The organism is Streptomyces sporangiiformans (genome assembly GCF_005768555.2).
In the GTDB taxonomy this organism is placed as follows: Bacteria; Actinomycetota; Actinomycetes; order Streptomycetales; family Streptomycetaceae; genus Streptomyces; species Streptomyces sporangiiformans.
The window spans coordinates 40,403-58,837 of record NZ_VCHX02000070.1 but is presented as its reverse complement, the minus strand read 5'-3'; the positions used below and the strand labels follow the sequence as shown (position 1 = coordinate 58,837).

Genomic DNA, 18,435 nt, shown 5'->3' with positions numbered 1-18,435 from the left:
ACGCATGGTTGTTTGAACCATCCCGGCGGTGTCAGGATGAGGCTCAGCCGAGCCCTCGTAGGAGACCCATGCGTGTCACCGCAGTCGAGTCGACCGAGCTGTTCGTCGGTACCCCCGAGCAGCCGCACCAGGTACTGATCGCCGAGATCGGCCATGACCCCGGCCGTACGGTCCGCCTCAGCGCCGTCGGCCAGGGCGTGCGCAGCGCCGGGGAAGCGCTCGCCACGGTCGGCGACGACGGCACCGTCCGCGCCGAGATACCCATGGCCGCCGACCTCGCCTCCGGGGCCCGCTGCCCGGTGACGGTGACCGCGCGGGACGCCGACGATCCGACGCGATCCGCCGAGCGGACCGGTGAGTTCGTCGCCGCCGAACCGGGCTGGACCATGTTCATGGTCAGCCACTTCCACTACGACCCCGTCTGGTGGAACACGCAGGGCGCGTACACGGAGACCTGGGACGTCGCCGACGACCCGGCGACGAGCGGCCTGCCGGCCCGCACCTTCGACTCGCGCGGCCAGTCCGGCATGAGCCTGGTGCGCGCCCACTGCGATCTGGCGCGCCGCGACCCGGCGTACACCTTCGTGCTCGCGGAGGTCGACTACCTCAAGCCGTACTGGGACGCCTTCCCCGAGGAGCGGGCCTTCCTGCGCGAGCTGATCCGCACCGGCCGCGTCGAGATCATGGGCGGCACCTACAACGAGCCCAACACCAACCTGACCGGCGCCGAGGCGACCGTACGCAACGCCCTGTACGGAGACGGCTTCCAGCGGGCGATCCTGGGGGCCTCGCCCGAAACCGCCTGGCAGCTCGACGCGTTCGGGCACGACCCGCAGTTCCCGGGGCTCATGGCCGACGCGGGCCTCTCCTCCAGCTCGTGGGCGCGCGGGCCCTTCCACCAGTGGGGGCCCACCCTCTCCGTGTTCGGCGAGGAGCCACGGGATCCGAACCGGATGCAGTTCCCCGCCGAGTTCAGCTGGATCGCCCCGTCCGGGCGCGGCCTGCTGACCGCCTACATGGTCAACCACTACGGCGCCGGCTGGGCCATCGACAACGCCCCCACCCTCCCCGAGGCGGAGCGGGCCGCGTACAAGCTGTTCAAGGGACTCAAGCAGGTCGCGCTCACCCGCAATGTGCTGCTCCCGGTCGGCGGGGACTACGCGCCGCCGTGCCGCTGGATGATGGACATCCACCGGGACTGGAACGCCCGCTACGTCTGGCCACGGTTCATCAGTGCCGTACCGCGGGACTTCTTCGCCGCCGTGCGGGCGGAGTTGGACGCCGAGGGGCGCAAGGCCTCGCCGCAGACGCGGGACATGAACCCGGTCTACACCGGCAAGGACGTCTCGTACATCGACACCAAGCAGGCCCAGCGGTACGGCGAGGCGCTGCTCGCCGACGCCGAGGCCTGGGCGACGCTCGCCTCCCTCGTCACGGGGCGGCCGTATCCGGACGCCGCGCTCGACAAGGCGTGGCGGCAGCTCGTCTACGGTGCCCACCACGACGCCATCACCGGCTCCGAGTCCGACCAGGTCTACATCGATCTGCTCACCGGCTGGCGGGAGTTGTACGACCTCGCCGAGACCGTGCATGCCGACGCCACCCAGGCCCTCACCGACCACGTCACCCCGCTGCCCGGCGGCACACCCGACCTCGTCGTCCTCAACTCCTCGACCTGGCCGCGGCGGGACGTGGTGACCATCGACGACCAGAACCTCCTCCCGCTCGACGACAGCACCGGCCTGCCCCTCCCCGCCGTGCACGACGAGGACGGCCGGCTCCGCGTCGTCGTACCGGACGTGCCCGGTCTCGGTCTCAAGGCCCTTCCCCTGGCCGAGGGTTCGGTGTCCGGGTGGACGCCGCGCGACGGCACGACGATCCGCAACGAGTTCTACGAGGTGACCGTCGACCCGGCGCGCGGCGGCGCCGTCAGCAGCCTGCGCGCCCGCGCGGACGGCGGACGCGAACTACTGCGTCCCGGCGACGTCGGCAACGAACTCGTCATCCAGGAGGAGTACCCGAGGCATCCACGCTTCGGCGAGGGGCCCTGGCACCTGACCCCGACCGGCACCACCGTCGCCCGCGGCCGGGACGTGCCGGCCGAGGTGACGGTGGAGCGCTCGGGGGGCGGTTCCCGCATCACGGTCACCGCCGATCTCGGCCTGTTCCGGTACACCCAGCGGCTGTGTCTGTGGGAGGGCGTCGACCGGCTGGACCTGACGACCACGATCGACGGGTACGACGGTGCGGACCGGCTCATCCGGGTGCGGTGGCCGTCCTCCGTCCAGGGCGGGCTGCCGGTGCACGAGGTGGCCGACGCGGTCATCGGGCGCGGGTTCGGGTTCGTGGACGTGGACAGCGAGCGGTTCCCGTGGACGCTGGACAACCCGGCCAACACCTGGTTCGGGCTCGGGTCCACCGCGCGGGTGGCCGTCCACGACGACTCCGGCGCGCTCCTGGGGCACCGGTCCATCGGGGTCGCCGAACTCGTGTACGCGGACTGGGACGACGCAGGCGAACTGGGCACCCCGCTCGCAGCGGCCCTCGTGCGCGCCGGGGTCACGGCGACCTCGACCATCGCCGGGGGGCCGCGCTACGGCGACCTCGAAGTCGACTCCAATCTCCCCGACATCCGCATCGCCGTCGGATCGCCCGAGCGCAACTCCCTGGTCGCCGAGGCCCTCGGCTGGGACCCCGCGGCCGGACGCGAGCTCAGGCGGCAGCTCGCCGAGCGGGGCGTGGCGGCGGTGTGGGTCGCGCCACGGGCCGGATTGCGGGAGGAGTGGGTGCCCGGCGCCGACCTGCGCGACCTCGAACGCCTCCCCCTGCTCGTCGTCGCGGGCGGCGGGCCCGAGGACGACGCCAAGGCGGTCGACACGCTGATCGCGGACCTCGACGACGCGACCGTCACGGCCACGGCGGCGGGCGGCGGCGAGGCGCTGCCGCCGGGCGACGCCTGGGACGGGCGAAGCTTCGCCGTCCTCAACCGGGGCACGCCCGGCTGCGTGGTCACGGCCTCCGGCGACCTCTACATGTCCCTGATGCGCTCCTGCACCGGCTGGCCGTCCGGCATCTGGATCGACCCGCCGCGCCGCACCGCACCGGACGGCTCGGCGTTCCAGCTCCAGCGCTGGTCGCACACCTTCGAGTACGCCGTCGTCGCGGGCGAGGGCGACTGGCGGGAGCTGCGACTGCCCGCGCGTGGACACGAGTTCAACCATCCGCTCACCACACGGCCGCGGACCACCTGCGAAGCCGCGCTGCTGCCGAGGACCACCACCCTGCTGGGCCTGGAGCCCGCCGGTGAGGTGCTCCTCGACGCCCTCAAGCCGGCGGGCTCCCCGCTCGCCCGGGGCAGCGTGGCCCCGGCCGACCCGGCGCGCGGAGTCGTCGTACGGATGCACGAGGTGAATGGGCGGCCGGTGCGGGCGCGCGTCCACGGACCGCGCGTGCGCGGACCGAGGGCGTGGACCGAGGGTGCCCGCGCCGACCTCCTGGAGACGCCCGGGGAGCCACTCGCCCCGGTCGAGGACGGCGGCCTCGGAGCCCACCTGACGGGCTTCGAGGTCGCCACCGTCCTGGCCACACCGGACCGTCCGGCGACGTTGTCCACCGGCCCCGGCGTCGCCGCCCACGAGCCCGCCCAGCCCGTCCACACGCGCTACTGGCTGCACAACTCCGGCCCCGCGCCGCGCGGCAACATGCCGGTGGCGGTGTACGTGTCGCCCACCGCGCTCACCGTTTCCGGGCCCGTCACCGCGACCGTCCGGGTCGCCTCGGAACTCACCGACGCCCCGGTCTCGGGCACCGTGACCCTGCGGGTGCCGCCCGGCTGGTCCGCCGAGCCCGCCGAACTGCCGTACGCGCTGGGCCCCGGCGGCTTCACACTCGCCCAGGTCACCGTGGCGCCCGCCCCCGACGCCGTACCGGGCCGTCACTGGCTCGCCGCACGGCTGTCGTACGGCGGTCAGACGTACGAGGACGTCGTGGCCCTCGATGTGCCGGGCACCGCTGTGGAGGGTGAGCCGGACGGGCGCACCGGCCCAACGCTGGTGTCCGAGCTGGGAGTCGAGCGGGTCAGCGTCCGCAGGGGTGAGCGGGGCCGGGTTCCGGTGACCGTGCACAACACCACGCGCGACCCGGTCAGCGGCGCCCTGTGGGCCGTGTCCTCCTGGGGCACCTGGCCGGGAGTGGGTCCTGGCTGCCAGGGGTTCACCGTGCCGCCCGGTCAGCGGCTGGAGTGCGCGATCGAGGTGGACGGAGGTGCGGTGCCGCCGGGCTCGTACTGGCTGATGGCGAAGATCGCCTGGCACGGCCGGGTCGCCTACACGGAGGCCGTCGCACTGGAGGTGACGCTGTGAAGGACCACGCTTCCCACGCTCCCGGCGCTCCCCACGCTCCCCGCGGGACGGCCGCTCTGGTGAACGGTGCGGCCCTCGCCGAAGAGCGGGTGGACGCGCTGCTGGAGGTCGTCCCGCCGCGCGACGGCGCAACGCGCCCCGATGCCTTCGCCCGGGCCGAGCGGCAGCGGCGGCGGTGGGCGACGCAGGTGGTGGTCACGGACGAGCTCGCCCGCCGGGCCTGCGCGGAGCGGGGGCTGAAGGTCCCTGACGAGGTGTCACCGTCCCAGGTGCTCGCCGTGGCCGAGGCCGACGTCGCCGATCTCGGCAGCATCGTCGCGGCCGCGCTCGCCCACTCCCCGGCCGCGCGCGTTCTGCTCGTCGCGCTGGAGGCCGAGCAGGCCGTCCCCGAGGAGACGGTGCGGGACTACTACGACCGCAACCAGGACCTTTTCCTCACCCCGGAGGCGCTGCGGCGCGGTGTCGACCCCTTCCACGGGGCGGCGCCGGGGGACTTCTTGCCGTACGAACAGACCCGCGAGGACATCGCGCGCGAACTGCGGCGGACCGCGGGCCGGCGGGCCTTCTTCGACTGGCTGGACCGGGCCCGCGCCGGAGTGGTGTACGCCGTCGGCCACGAGCACCCCGGCGACCCCTCCCACCCGGACCACGAGCACCGGCACTGATCAGCGGCGGATCTCACGTGCGCCGACCCACGTACGGGACTCACGTACCGGACTCGCGCAGGACTTACACACCGGATTCACGTACGCAGACGGCATACACGAGTCACGTACGGAACCGAAACGCAACACGGCAACCCATTGACCTCCGATGAATTCTGGTCCACCTTTTCATCAATCGGACTCCAAGTTGGTGATTTGAACCAGCAGCCGCTGGTCCCAGGAGGGCAGCATGCGCGCAAGAAGACTCACCAGATCCCTGACGTGTCTCGTCGTCGTGTCGTTGACGGCCGCGGGCTGCGGCCTGTCGGGCGGCAGCAGCTCCGGCGACGGGGAGGCCGCCGTGGGCAACTGCAAGGTCGACAAGGGCAACGTCGGCTCCGGCAAGCTCTCCGGCGACATCAAGGGCAAGATCACCTTCCAGACCACCAACCTGAAGAAAGACTTCGGCGGGTTCTTCAACGGAGTCATCAAGGCGTTCGAGAAGGCCCACCCCGGCACCAAGGTCAAGTGGATCGACGACCCCGGCGACGCGACGTTCACCCAGCGGAACGTCGCCGACGCCCAGGGCTGCACCCTGCCGGACGTGATCAACCTCAATGCCGAGACCGCGACGGCCCTCACCAAGCACGGCTACCTGCTCAACCTGGGCACCAAGGACCCCTCCTCCGCCAAGCCCTTCGTCCCGGCGTTCTGGAAGTCCAGCACCATGAAGGACGCCAAGGGCGCGTCCGTGCACACCGTGTTCCCCTGGTACACCGGCGGCGTCCTGCTGACCTACAACACCAGCATGCTGAAGAAGGCCGGGATCGACCCCGCGAACCCGCCGAAGACCATCTTCGGACTGTTCGCCGACTACGAGAAGATCGCCAAATCGGCCAAGGGCAAGTACTACGCGACGATGGCCAACCCGATCTGGCGGATACCGGCCGACTGGGACCAGATGGACATCAAGACGGTGTCCGCCGACGGCAAGACCGCCACCTTCGCCGATGATCCGAGGACCACCCAGTGGGTCACCTGGATGGCGAAGCTGTACAAGCAAGGCGCCATGCCGAAGGACTCGCTGTCCTCCAGCAACGACCCCTCCACGCCGTACAGCCAGGGCCAGGTCGCGTACGGCTCGACGAACCCGAGCTTCGTGCGCTTCGTGAAGCAGAACAGCCCGTCGGTCTACGACAAGACCGGCGTCGGCCAGCAGCCCTTCGACGCGCTCGGCCACACCACCGGTGCCCCGCAGTACATCTCGGTCGCCTCGACCAGCAAGAACGCCCCCACGGCGCTCGCGTTCGCCAAGTTCCTCACCAACGCCGAGAACCAGACGGCCTGGTGCAAGGACCCGAACGTGGTGATCTTCCCGACGACCTCGGCCTCGCTGGACGACCCGTTCTTCCAGAACGCCACCGGTGACGACCCGTTCGCGCAGGCCCGCAAGCTCGTCGCCGAGCAGCTCAAGACCGCCACCGCCTACCAGACCGTCATCTCCCCGGCGGTGCAGAAGGCCATCGTGTCCCAGGTGCAGCTGGCCATGCAGGGCAAGAAGAGCCCCGAGCAGGCGGTGAAGGACGCCCAGGAGAAGGCGAACGAACTGCTGAAGCAGGGCGGCTGAACGTGGTGACCGACACCGCGAAGCCGGTGTCCGTGCCCGGTACGGAGCGCACAGCCTCCGTGCCGGGCACGGCCCCGTCCCGCATACGCCGACTGGGCCGGGCCCTCAGGCCCGGCCCCTCCCCGGGCGCCAACGGAGCGGCGCTGTACCGCCGCTGGTGGCAGCCCTGGCTGTGGGCCGCGCCCGCCATCATCTGCGCGGCGGTCTTCGGCGTGTTCCCGTTCCTCAACACGCTCCTGCTGTCGTTCACCGACGCCAAGCCGCTCGGCGGCGCCGCGAGCTTCGTCGGGTGGTCCAACTACACGCGGATGCTGGACGACTCCGACTTCTGGCTGGCGACCCGCAACAGCCTGCTGTACGCGCTGATCGTGGTGCCGCTGATGGTGCTGCTGCCGCTGCTGCTCGCCATCCTGGTGGAGAAGAACCTGCCCGGCATCGGCTTCTTCCGGTCGGCCTTCTACACACCGGTCCTCGCTTCCAGCGTGGTCGTGGGTCTGAGCTGGCAGTGGCTGCTGGCCGACGAAGGGCTGATCAACACCTCGCTGGAGAAGGCCCATCTGATCAAGGACGCCATCCCCTTCCTGTCCGACTCGTGGCTGATCCTGTTCTCCGCGATGGGCCTGACGCTGTGGAAGGGACTCGGCTGGTACATGATCTTCTACCTGGCCGCTCTGGGGAACGTGCCCAAGGAACTGCACGAAGCGGCGGCCATGGACGGCGCCGGTGCGGTCCGGCGCTTCTGGCACATCACCGTGCCGGGCGTGCGGCAGGCGATGATGCTGGTCGGCACGCTCACCGGCATCGGATCGCTGCGGGTGTTCACCGAGATCTACATGCTCGGCAGCTCCACCGGAGGCCCCGGCGGCGCCGACCGCACCCTGCCCTTCTACATCCGCGACGTCGGCCTGGATCCCCTGACCGGCAACGCCGGTTACGGGTCCGCGGTCAGTGTGGCGCTCTTCCTGCTGACGCTGGGGCTGACCCTGCTGGCGCAGCGCCTGACGAAGGAGGACGAGTCATGACGAGCCTCACCACCGCCGAGGCACCCCGGAAGGCGCCCCGGACCACCGGGACTCGTCGCCCGCGCCGGCCGCGCCTGCCTCGCTGGCGGGACTACGGCCGCCCCCGGGAACTGATCGTCCGCTACCTGCTGCTGCTCTTCGTGCTCGGCATCACCGTCGGGCCGCTGATCTGGCAGTTCCTCGCGTCGTTGAAGAGCACCAGCGAGGACGTCTTCGGGGCGAACGCCACACTCCTGCCGCACGACCCGACGCTGCGGGCCTACCGGGCGGTCTTCGAGCAGGTGCCGGTGGCCACGTACATCTGGAACAGCGTGATCGTGGTCGTCCTGTCCGTCACCAGCCAGCTGCTGTTCTCCACCACGGCCGGCTACATGCTCTCCAAGCCCGCCTGGAAGGGCCGCAAGGCCGTCTGGATTCTGCTGGCCGCCTCCATGATGTTCCCCTTCGAGTCGATCATGGTGTCGCTGTTCCTGAGCATCCGCGACCTCGGGCTGGTCGACAGCCTGGTGGGCGTGTGGCTGCCCGGGTTTGTCGCTGCCATCAACGTCCTGCTGATGCGCGGCGCGTTCCTGGCGGTGCCGCGCGAGCTCGAGGACTCGGCGATGATCGACGGCGCGGGCGAGTGGCAGCGCTTCCGGCACCTCTATCTGCCGTCCGCGTGGGGCGCGATCATGGTGGTGGTCATCAACACCTTCATCGCCGCCTGGGACGACTTCCTCTGGCCGCTGATCGTGCTGCGCTCGGAGAGCAGCATGACGCTGACCCTGGGTCTTTCACGACTGCAGAGCTCGTCGTTCGGCTACGACCAGCGGGTGGTCATGGCCGGGTCGGTGATCTCCATCGTCCCGGTGCTGGTGCTGTTCTTCATCACGCAACGGTGGTTCTACAAGGGTGTCTCGGCGGGGGCCGTGAAGTTCTGACGATCCGTCACCAACGTGAGGGGTACGGCGGTGAGTGCGGCCCGCGACGACTGAGCGACCCGGATCTCCAGGGTGCCGGGCAGCACGGCCGTCTCCAGGTCGGCGCCGACCTGGGCGAGTTGGCCGGCGCCGAGGGGGAAGGTGACCGTGCGCCGCTCGCCCGGCGCGAGGTCGACGCCCTGGAAGGCCCGCAGTTCGAGGGTGCGCGGCCACACGGGGGTCTGCAGGCGGCGGATGTAGAGCTGGGCGAGGGTACGGCCGTGGCGTTGCCCCGTGTTGGTGATGTCGACCTCGACGGTGTGCTGGGCGAGGCGCGGCGGGCCGTAGCCGAAACTCGTGTACGTCAGCCCGTGCCCGAAGGAGTAGAGCGGCTCGGCGCTGTCGTCGACGTACGACCCGTACTCGGTGTCCTTGTGGTTGTAGTGGACGGGCAGTTGGCCCGCCGAGCGCGGGACGGAGACAGGGAGCCGCCCGCCCGGTTCCGCGTGTCCGAGCAGTACTTCGGCGATCGCGTCGCCGCCCCAGGGGCCGGGGTACCAGGCGGTGAGTAGCGCGGCCGCGTGGTCGGCCGCCTCGGGGACGGCGTGCGGGCGGCCCTGGACCAGGACGACCACGGTGGGCGTGCCGGTGGCGGTGACGGCGTCCAGCAGCGCGTGCTGGGCCCTGCCGAGCCGCAGTCCGGCGAGGTCCGCACCCTCGCCGCAGGTCATCTCGGAGACGGCCGTGCGCGCGGCCCCGTTGGCGTCGAAGTCCGTGTCCGGGGTACGGGCGCTGCTGCCGCCCAGGACGAGGACGGCCAGATCGGCGGCGCTCGCCGCGGCGACGGCCTCGGGGATGTCGGCGAGGTCGTCCCCGGTGAGGGCGCAGCCGCGGGCGTGGCGGACGGCGAGACCGGGCGGGGCGAGGCGACGCAGTCCGTCGAGGACGCCGGCCCCGGTGCCGGGGCGCTGGGGGGCGGTGTAGTCGCCGAGTTGGTGGGCGGGGGTGGCGGCGTGCGGGCCCAGGACGGCGATACGGGACACCGCGGGCCGTACGGGCAGCACGTCGCCGTCGTCGTGGAGGAGGGTGACGGCGCCGCGGGCGAGGGCGGTGCTCAGGACGCGCCCGCGGGCGGGTGAGGGCGTCGGCGCCGAACGATCGGCGGTGTACGGCCGTTCGAAGAGTCCGAGGCGGAACTTCAGGTTCAGGACGCGGGCGACGGCGGCGTCGAGGGCGTCCTCGCCGACGAGCCCCCGCTCGACCGCCTCCTCCAGGTGGGTGAAGCCCTCGTCCCACAGGCTCAGGTCGACGCCCGCGTTCAGCGCGAGCGCGCCGGCGGAGACCTTGTCGCCGGTGATCCTGGCCAGCCGGTCCACGGCCAGGCCGTCCGCCATGACCAGTCCGTGGAAACCCCAGCGCTCGCGGAGCAGTTCGTGCAGCAGGGCCCGGTTGCCGCAGCAGGGCATCCCGTCGACCTCGTTGTACGCGGCCATGACGGCGGCGGCTCCGGCGCGGACTCCGGCGCGGGCGGCCGGGAGGTGGATCTCGTGCAGCTCCCGGAGCCCCAGTTCCGACTCGGCGGAGTTGCGTCCCCCGACCGTGGCGCCCTGCCCCGCGAAGTGCTTGAGCACGACAGGGGCCTTGTCGTCGGCGAAGAGGCCGTCCTGGGCCTCCCCCGCCTCTCCCTGCATGCCGCGGACGAGCGCCTCGGTGAGCCGGGCGGCCAGGTACGGGTCCTCCCCGAAGCACTCCTCGGTGCGGCCCCAGCGCGGATCGCGTGCGATGTCCAGCGCGGAGACCAGGGCCACGTGGCCGCCGCGGGCGCGCAGTTCGGCGGCTGCGTGGGCGGCGGCGAGCTCGTACAGATCGGGGTCCCAGGTGGCGCCGACGGCCAGGTTGACGGGGAGGACCGTGGCGTCGAGGGCCATGTGGCCGTGCGGGACCTCCTCGACGAACAGGGCCGGTATGCCGAGGCGGCTCGACGCGACGACATGACGCTGCACCAGATCGGCGAGGGCGGCGCTGTGGGCCGTACCGGCCCCGGTGGCGTGGTCGACTCCGGACCAGGCGTCGGCGCGGAAGAGTCCGTACAGGGCGCCGAGTCCCGCGAAACGCTCGGTCTCCGCGTGCAGGGCCTCGGTCAGCTCGAAGGCGCCGCCCGGGGTGCGGCGATAGGCGTCCCAGCCGTACATGCGCTGGTTCAGCTGGCCGGCCTTCTCGCGCGGGGTCATCCGGGAGAGGAGGTCGCGGACGCGGGCGTCCACGGGGAGGCCGGGGTCCCGGTAGAGCGGGGCGCTGGTCCCGGGTCGCTGCTCGGCCAGGGAGGCCGCGTGGTCCGGAGTCGGCATGCGGCCGGTCCCTTCGTCCGTGATGGTCGTGCCGTACGGGCGTGTCGTCCCGTACCTGCGTGCGGTTCAGGTGGCGCCGAGGCGGGCGAGGGCCACGGCTCCCCGGCAGCCGTCCGCCACCCAGTCGAGCGTCAAGCCGAGGACCTGGAGCCGGCCGGTCAGAGGTGCCGTCAAGGGGCCGTGCGGGCCGAGCAGGCCACCGGTGGCGACGATCCGCTCGCCGGGGCGGGGCGCCAACGCCCGGACGGCCTCGATCAGTTGGTCCGCCGCCCCGTCGAGGATCGCCCCGGCGACGGCGTCCTTGCGCCCGGCCGCCTCGACCACCAGCGGCGCGAGCCGGGCGAGCCGGATCGGTGGCTGAGCCATCACGGCGGGCAGCAGGTGCATGCGGTAGGCCTCGCGCCGGTGCCGGGTCCATTCCCGCGGGACGGCGCCTTCCCCCGCGTACGGCAGGACATCGGCTTCGTCCGGCAGGACATCGGCTTCGTCCGGCAGCCCCCCGGCCTCGTGCGGCAGCCCCCCGGCCTCGTGCGGCAGCCCCTCGGCTTCGTGCGGCAGTACTTCTTCCGGCAGCTCCAGCGCTCGCCCCACCGACGCGGCCAGCATCGTGGGGTCGCCGCGCCCGTCAGCCATGCGCAGCGCGGCCCGCACCGCGCTGCGGCCGATCCAGAAGCCGCTGCCGTCGTCACCGAGGAGCCAGCCGTCGCCGTCCACGGTGGCGGCGCAGCGGCGGCCGGAGATACGGGCGGCCACCGCGCCCGTGCCCGCCACCAGGGCGAGGCCGTCGGCGGGGGCGCCGGGAGCGGAGGCGAACGCGGCCTCGATGTCGCTGCTGATCCCCACCGACTCCGCCGTGATGTGCAGGCCGCGCAGCGCGGCGGTGAGGGCGGCCAGCGCGTTGAGGCGCCCGGGCTCGTCCGGGGAGGCTCCCGTGGCGCCCGCGAAACCGCCGGCCACGGCCACGACCCTGCCGCGCGCCCCCTCGGGCACCGCTTGGCCGACGGCCTCGGCGAGGTGCTCGGTGAGCTGCGGCACGGGGACGGTCAGGGCGTTGCCGGGGCCCGCCAGGCCCTCGCCGAGCGGGCGCCCGTCCTCGGCGGTCGCCAGGACAGCACGGGTGCGGGTGCCGCCGGCGTCCAGGCCGACCACAAGGTCCTGGTTCAATTCATTGCTCATCGGCGACCATGGTGGTTGATACATTCCCCGAGGACAAGCCCTGATCGCCCGCCGGGCGCCTTCGTGTACAGCCTTCGCGTACGTACAGCCGCGTACTCCCCCATCGAGGAGGACCCCATCAGAACTCCCCCCGCGCCCGCACCGGCTCTACGGTTCGGCGTCAACTACACCCCGCGCCGCGGCTGGTTCCACTCCTGGCACGACTTCGACCCGGGGCAGGCCCGCGAGGACCTGGCACAGATAGCCGGGCTGGGTCTCGACCACGTCCGGGTCTTCCACCTCTGGCCGCTCCTGCAGCCCAACCGCACGCTCGTCCGCCCGGCCGCCGTCGACCAGCTGGTGCGGCTGGTCGATCTGGCGGCCGAGGCCGGCCTCGATGTCCTCGTGGACGGCGTGCAGGGGCATCTCTCCAGCTTCGACTTCTACCCGGAGTGGACCCGGAGCTGGCACCACCGCAACGTCTTCACCGACCCCGACGCCGTCGAGGCGCAGGCCGAACTGCTGCGCGTGCTGGGCCGCGCCCTCGCCGGCCGGCCGCACCTCATCGGGCTCCAGCTCGGCAACGAGCTCAACAACATGGTCGAACACAACCCGGTGACGGTTCAGCAGGTCGACCACTACCTCGACACCCTCCTCGCCGCCGCCAGGGACGGCCTCTCCGGCGCCGCGCCCGGCCACCGCCACCTGGTCACGCACTCGGCGTACGACGCCGCCTGGTACGGCGACGACCACCCGTTCACCCCCGAGGCCTCCGCCCGCAAGGGCGACCTGACCACCGTCCACCCGTGGGTGTTCTCCGGCGACTGCGCGCGCCGCTACGGTCCCCGTTCCCCGCAGGTGCTGCATCTCGCCGAGTACGGGGTGGAGATCGCCAAGGCCTACGCCGACGACCCGGCGCGGCCGGTCTGGGTCCAGGAGACCGGAGCGCCCGAACCGCACATCCCCGCAGGCGACGCCCCGGAGTTCGCCCGCGCGACCGTGCGGAACGCGGCCGGGTGCACGGGACTGTGGGGGGTGACCTGGTGGTGCTCCCACGACGTCGACCGTTCCCTGGCCGATTTCCCCGAACTCGAGTACACCCTGGGCCTGTTCGACTCCGCGGGCCACGCGAAGCCCATCGCCACGGCCTTCGCCGACACCGTCGCCGAGCTGCGCGCCGAGCCCCGTTCCGTGCCGCCGCGCGACACGGCCCTGATCCTCGACTGCACGCCCGGCACGCGGTCGGTGTCCGGGCCTGGCGGCGCCTGCTTCGAGGCGTGGATGAGGCTGCGCACCGAGGGCGTCCGGCCGGCGGTGGTCCTGGCCGCGCGGGCGGACGACGGGGGGTACCTGGCGGCGCGGGGGATCAGGGAGGTGGTTCGGGTGAGCGAGGGAAGGTAGAGGAGGTGGAGGGCGATGAGCATGCTCGTCACCCACCCACCAGCACTTCCGCCACCGCCCGCAGGTTCACGCGCCCCCGCCCGTACGAGCACAGCACATCGTCCGCGTCACCGGCCTCCGGCAACCCCGTGGAGACCCGTACCGCATCCGGCCGCCCGGCCAGGAGCGCGTCGCGCAACTCGGCCTGCCAGGGGTACAGCTCCGCATCGTGCACGGCGACCACCAGCGCGGAGCCCTCGGCACGGCGCAGGATCCCGGCGACGAGGCCCGCCGGGTCCGCCGGAGCCTCGGTGAGCGCCGTTCCCGTGGCCGCGGGATCGATGACGAGCACCTCGGTCAGCAGGTCCTCGCCGCCCCAGTTGAGCGCGGGGTGCGGCGGCGGGAACAGGTCGACGACATGGGCGCCCCGCACGGGCCAGGGCGCGGGCGCCGATGCGGTCCGGCCGCGGACCGCCCTGCGAGCGGCCTCCAGCCCGGTCCCGGAGTCCCAGCCGGCGACCGCACCCGGGGCCGCTTGGGCCGCCGGGCCCGCCAGATCCGCCAGATCCGCCAGATCCGCCAGATCCGCCGAGTACACCGAGTCCGCCGGGGTCGAGTAGCGCTCGGCCAGCCGGAGGACCCGCGCGGCGGCCTCCCGTACCCGCTGCTCCGGCAGGGCCCCCGTGCGCAGCGCGTCGAGCACCGCGTCCCGGCAGGCGACCGTGGTCTCCAGGTCCGGGACGGCGACGATGACCTGGTCGGCGCCCGCGGCGAGGGCGAGCCGGGCGCCGGCGGCCTCGCCGTAGCGGTCGGCGATGGCCTTCATCTCCAGGGCGTCGCTGACCAGGACGCCGTCGAAGCCGAGTTCGTCACGGAGCAGGCCGCTCAGGATGCGGGGGCTCAGGGTGGCGGGGCGGTCGGGGTCCAGCGCCGGGAAGACGACATGGGCGCTCATCAGCATCGGCACACCCGCGGCGACGGCGGCCCGGAAGGGGGCGAGGTCGAGATCGAGTTCGTCGTACGGCCGTGGGTCGACCGCCATGTCGTGGTGGCTGTCGGTGACCGTGCCGCCGTGCCCGGGGAAGTGCTTGGCGCAGGAGGCGATGCCGCGCGCCTCGGTCGCGGTGATCCAGGCGTGCACATGACGAGAGACCAGATGGGGGTCGGCGCCGAAGGAGCGGGTGCGCACGATCGGGTTCCGCGGATGGTGCTGAAGGTCGGCGACGGGGGCGTACGAGGCGGTGATGCCGAGCGAGGCCAGATGTCCGGCCAGCGCGTCGGCGCACCGGGCGGTGACCTCGGTGTCGTCCACGACTCCGAGCGCCCAGGAGCCGGGAACCTCGGGCGCGCCCGCGTTCACCAGGTGGCCGATGCCGCCGCCCTCGTTGTCGATGGCCACCAGCAGATCGGGGCGGACCGCGCGCAGCGCCCGGGTGAGTTCCCGCACCTGCCGCACGTCGCGCACATTGCGGGTGAACAGGATGACTCCGCCGAGACCTCGGTCGATGAGCCGTTTCAGGGTGTCGGGGATGCTCGTGGTGCCCTCGAATCCCGCGACGAGGCAGCGATGGACGGCCTCGTCCAGGTCGCGGGGCAGGGCCGGTCCGACGGACGCGTGCTCGGAGTGGGTCACCCCGGGAATCCTCTGGCTCGTTCAGCCGAAAGTCAATGATCCGATGGATTGCTGATTCAAAGGGAATGTTCCGTCAACCCGCATCACACCCATAGATGCAGGTCCAGGCCAAGCAGGCTACACATCGGATCTCTGACCGCACGTCCGCCATATTGACGCACTGCTGGACCAGTTCTACGTTGCGCCCAAGCAATAGCTCCGATGAATCTCACACATCCACCGACAGGAGCTTGTGACATGAACCCAACAAGACGGACGGTTCTCGCAGCCGGAGGCTTACTCGCCGGAGGCGCCGCCTGGGCGATGAGCCCGTCGACGTCCTCCGCCGCACCCTCGTCCCCCACGGACGGCTGGAAGAAGACCACGTTCACCTACGGCATGCAGAAGCCGTGGAACCTCGGCCTGAGCGACCGCTACAGCAACAGCGGCGGCGTCCACCGGATGTGGGTGTACAGCACCGACCAACCCATGTCGCAGGGCAGTTCCACCGATCCGCGCACCGAGATGCGCTGGAAGCAGGAGTACACGTCCGGGCGGCACATGTGGGACGCCGACGTGTACATCCCGTCCGGCACCGACGGCGCGACCTTCGTACAGATCCTCCGGGTGATCCACCCCTCGGGCACCCCCGCCACCGACTTCATGCTCAACGCGTACAAGGCGAGCGGCGGCACCGTGCGGGCGTACGACCGCACGGTCCTGAAGACCGACGCGTACGACACCTGGTTCAACGTCAAGCTCGCGCACAACGCCTCCGACCGCAGCGTCAACGTCTACTTCGACGACGAGCTGGTGCTGACGACCCAGGACCGCGGTCAGGCCACCCGCCACTTCAAGAACGGCGTCTACCACCACGGCGGCGGCCGAGCCGAGGCCCGCTTCCGCAACATCACGTACTGGACGCGGTGAGCGTGCGGCTCGATCGAGCGCGACGAGGAGAACCGCCGGTTCACATCCGGTCCGTTGAGCCACCGTCACCCCTCTTGGAAGCACCCGTCTTGGAGGCACCCGCATGACCTCACGGAGAGCAGTTCTCGGTTCGGCGGCCGTCGGCACGGCGCTGGCCGCACTGCCCGAAGCCGCCCACGCCGCCACCCCCTCGCAGGCCGCCGCCCCCTCCCGTGCGGCCGATCCGGGGAACGGCCGCTGGCGGCTCCGCAACCGTATGGACTCGGACGGCGCGTGGGCCGAGTTCCTGCGCCGACAGGACCTGGTGTGGCGCAGAATGCCCACGCTGTGGCACGAAGGGCCGTTCCTCGGCGACGGGCGGCTGGGCAGCATGGTGTACCGGCAACCGGGAGCGAACAGCATCCGCTTCACCGTCCAGCACGGCGAAGTGCAGGACCACCGCCCTGAATTCGGCAGCGGCTGGGGCACCTGCCGGCTGCCCGTCGGGCATCTGACCCTCGACCCGGTCGGCACCATCGGCGCGGTCGACTGGCGCCTGAGTCTGTGGAACGCCGAGCTCACCGGCACGATCACCACCGACAAGGGCTCCCTGACCCTCTCCGCCCTCATCCACGACGGGATCCTCGCCGCGCGGGTGACGGCCGACGGCGACGAGGAGGTCCGCTGGACATTCCACCCCGAGGAGGCCATCAGCCCCCGGAAGATCAGCGAGGCGCCGCCCGCCGGATACGTGTCCAACCCGCCCTGGACCACCCGGACCGACGGCGACGTGGAACAGGTGCTGCAGCCGCTCGCCGGCGGCGGCCAGACCGCCACGGCCTACCGCCGCTCCGGCGGCTCACTCCTGCTCAACGTCGCCCACAGCCATCCCTCGGGCACCCGGGCCGGCGAGGCCTCGCTCAGGAAGATCCAGCGCGCCGCTTCATACGGAGAGCTCCGCAGGCAACACACCCGCTGGTGGCACGCGTTCTACCGCAAGAGCTTCGTCTCGATCCCCGACGAGCGGCTGCAGAGCTTCCACTGGATCCAGCTGTACAAGATCGCGTCGGCCAGTCGTGCGGGAGGCCCCGTGATGGCCACCTCGGGGCCCTGGCTGGAGCCCACCCCCTGGCCGGCCGTCTGGTGGAACCTCAACGTCCAGCTGGAGTACTGGCTCATCCACGGCTCCAACCACCTGGAACTCGACTCGCTCGCCACGACTCTGCGCCAGAACCAGGAACAGCTCATCGCGAATGTGCCCACCGCCTACCGGGCGGACAGCGCCGGAGTCGGCCGCAGCTCCGACATGTTCGCGAACCGGGGCGTCAGCACCCCGGGCAGCGGCGGCGAGGCGGGCAACCTGACCTGGGCGCTGCACAACGTGTGGCTGAGCTACCGCCACAGCATGGACAAGGCGCTGCTGCGCGACACGGTGTTCCCGCTGCTGCGCCGCGCGATCAACTACTACCTGCACTTCCTTCAGCCGGACAGCGACGGCAAGCTGCATCTGCCGAGCACGCTGTCCCCGGAGTATCCCGTCGTGCCTCCGAAGGACACCAACTACGACCTGGCGCTGATCCGTTGGGGCTGTACGGCGCTCCTGGAGGCGGCGGGGCGGCTCGGCGTCGACGATCCGCTGAAGCCGCGGTGGCAGGAGGTACTGGCCAGGCTCACGCCGTATCCGGTGGACGACAACGGGTTCATGATCGGCGCGGACACCCCCTACGCCCAGTCCCATCGCCACTACTCCCATCTGCTGATGGTGTATCCGCTGTACCTCGTGAACTGGGACCAGCCGGAGAGCCGTGAACTGATCGAGAAGTCGGTGGTCCACTGGCACGCGCTGACCGGTTCCCACCGCGGCTACAGCTACACGGGCGCGGCGTCGCTGTACGCGATGATGGGCCGCGGCGACACGGCCCTGTCGTATCTGAAGAAGTTCTTCGACACCACCACGCGCTACCCGTGCCGGGCCAACACCCATTACACCGAAGCCGGTCCGGTCATCGAGACACCGCTGTCGGCGTCGCAGTCCCTGCACGACATGCTCTGCCAGAGCTGGGGCGGCGTGCTGCGGGTCTTCCCCGCCGTGCCGGACTCCTGGGCCGATGTCACCCTGCACGACTTCCGCGCCCAGGGAGCCTTCCTCGTCAGCGCGGTCCGCACCGGAGGTGTCACGCGCTTCGTCCGCGTACGGAGTCTGGCGGGCGAGCCGCTCGAACTTCGGCACGGTCTGACCGGCGGCCCGGTGACCGCACTCCTCGACGACGGAAGCCGGGCCCGCACCCGTCCCACGGACGACGGCACCCTCGCTGTCGAACTCCCCAAGGGCCGCGAGGTGTTGCTGTACGCCGGCGAACGCCCCGACCTCGTCATCTCCCCGGTTGCCCCGGGCGAAAAGGGCGAGCCCTGGGGTCTGCCGTAGGGACGGTCGCGGTACGTCATCGGGGGCCCGCGTCGTGCCCCAGGGCTCAGCCG

11 protein-coding genes are annotated in these 18,435 nt (G+C 71.7%); 8 read left to right on the top strand and 3 right to left on the bottom strand.

Annotated elements, in window-relative coordinates:
- Positions 1-68 precede the first annotated feature (68 nt).
- The 5 genes from FGD71_RS06755 to FGD71_RS06735 all read left to right on the top strand — a co-directional run bounded on the left by FGD71_RS06755 (position 69) and on the right by FGD71_RS06735 (position 8,574).
- Positions 69-4,361 (top strand): glycoside hydrolase family 38 N-terminal domain-containing protein, encoded by a 4,293-nt coding sequence (locus FGD71_RS06755; RefSeq protein WP_119099468.1) that lies wholly within the window; start codon positions 69-71, stop codon positions 4,359-4,361.
- Positions 4,358-5,026 carry a peptidyl-prolyl cis-trans isomerase gene (locus FGD71_RS06750; protein WP_119099467.1) on the top strand — a complete coding sequence of 223 codons (669 nt, stop codon included), beginning with the start codon at positions 4,358-4,360 and terminating at the stop codon, positions 5,024-5,026. Before FGD71_RS06755 ends, FGD71_RS06750 begins: the two co-directional genes overlap by 4 nt.
- A 229-nt stretch (positions 5,027-5,255) precedes the next feature.
- Positions 5,256-6,632, top strand: coding sequence for an extracellular solute-binding protein (locus FGD71_RS06745; protein ID WP_119099466.1), 1,377 nt, complete (start codon positions 5,256-5,258; stop codon positions 6,630-6,632).
- A 2-nt stretch (positions 6,633-6,634) separates the two neighbouring features.
- The gene (locus tag FGD71_RS06740) at positions 6,635-7,654 is read left to right on the top strand and encodes a carbohydrate ABC transporter permease (RefSeq protein WP_119099465.1); all 1,020 of its coding nucleotides are present in this window, start codon (positions 6,635-6,637) and stop codon (positions 7,652-7,654) included.
- Positions 7,651-8,574, top strand: a complete 924-nt coding sequence (locus tag FGD71_RS06735) for a carbohydrate ABC transporter permease (protein WP_119099464.1) — start codon at positions 7,651-7,653, stop codon at positions 8,572-8,574. Before FGD71_RS06740 ends, FGD71_RS06735 begins: the two co-directional genes overlap by 4 nt.
- Here the strand turns inward: FGD71_RS06735 and FGD71_RS06730 are convergent.
- Positions 8,538-10,901, bottom strand: coding sequence for a glycoside hydrolase family 3 N-terminal domain-containing protein (locus FGD71_RS06730; protein ID WP_119099463.1), 2,364 nt, complete (start codon positions 10,899-10,901; stop codon positions 8,538-8,540). The genes FGD71_RS06735 and FGD71_RS06730 overlap by 37 nt on opposite strands.
- Positions 10,902-10,967: 66 nt before the next feature.
- On the bottom strand, positions 10,968-12,077 hold the full coding sequence (locus FGD71_RS06725; protein WP_119099462.1) for an N-acetylglucosamine kinase: 1,110 nt from the start codon (positions 12,075-12,077) through the stop codon (positions 10,968-10,970).
- A gap of 63 nt (positions 12,078-12,140) precedes the next feature.
- Here FGD71_RS06725 and FGD71_RS06720 point away from each other — a divergent pair, with 63 nt between their 5' ends.
- Entirely contained in the window at positions 12,141-13,457 is a 1,317-nt protein-coding gene (locus FGD71_RS06720; protein ID WP_420878245.1) for a glycoside hydrolase 5 family protein, read from the top strand.
- Between the two features lie 28 nt (positions 13,458-13,485).
- On the opposite strand, the gene nagZ is transcribed toward FGD71_RS06720, so the two are convergent.
- Positions 13,486-15,069, bottom strand: coding sequence for a beta-N-acetylhexosaminidase (gene nagZ, locus FGD71_RS06715; protein WP_119099461.1), 1,584 nt, complete (start codon positions 15,067-15,069; stop codon positions 13,486-13,488).
- A 237-nt stretch (positions 15,070-15,306) separates the two neighbouring features.
- Between nagZ and FGD71_RS06710 the strand changes: the two genes are divergently transcribed.
- Together FGD71_RS06710 and FGD71_RS06705 are read left to right on the top strand one after the other, a co-directional pair.
- Entirely contained in the window at positions 15,307-15,978 is a 672-nt protein-coding gene (locus FGD71_RS06710; protein ID WP_119099460.1) for a polysaccharide lyase family 7 protein, read from the top strand.
- Positions 15,979-16,081: 103 nt separating this feature from the next.
- A complete protein-coding gene (locus FGD71_RS06705; protein ID WP_119099459.1) occupies positions 16,082-18,382 on the top strand; it encodes a glycosyl hydrolase family 95 catalytic domain-containing protein in 2,301 nt (766 codons plus the stop codon).
- Positions 18,383-18,435: the final 53 nt, after the last annotated feature.

Bases quoted from the DNA above. Each gene is read 5' to 3' on its own strand.
- FGD71_RS06725 (WP_119099462.1), bottom strand. From the start codon at position 12,077: ATGAGCAATGAATTGAACCAGGACCTTGTGGTCGGCCTGGACGCCGGC.
- FGD71_RS06755 (WP_119099468.1), top strand. From the start codon at position 69: ATGCGTGTCACCGCAGTCGAGTCGACCGAGCTGTTCGTCGGTACCCCC.
- FGD71_RS06705 (WP_119099459.1), top strand. From the start codon at position 16,082: ATGACCTCACGGAGAGCAGTTCTCGGTTCGGCGGCCGTCGGCACGGCG.
- FGD71_RS06710 (WP_119099460.1), top strand. From the start codon at position 15,307: ATGAACCCAACAAGACGGACGGTTCTCGCAGCCGGAGGCTTACTCGCC.
- FGD71_RS06730 (WP_119099463.1), bottom strand. From the start codon at position 10,901: ATGCCGACTCCGGACCACGCGGCCTCCCTGGCCGAGCAGCGACCCGGG.
- FGD71_RS06745 (WP_119099466.1), top strand. From the start codon at position 5,256: ATGCGCGCAAGAAGACTCACCAGATCCCTGACGTGTCTCGTCGTCGTG.
- FGD71_RS06735 (WP_119099464.1), top strand. From the start codon at position 7,651: ATGACGAGCCTCACCACCGCCGAGGCACCCCGGAAGGCGCCCCGGACC.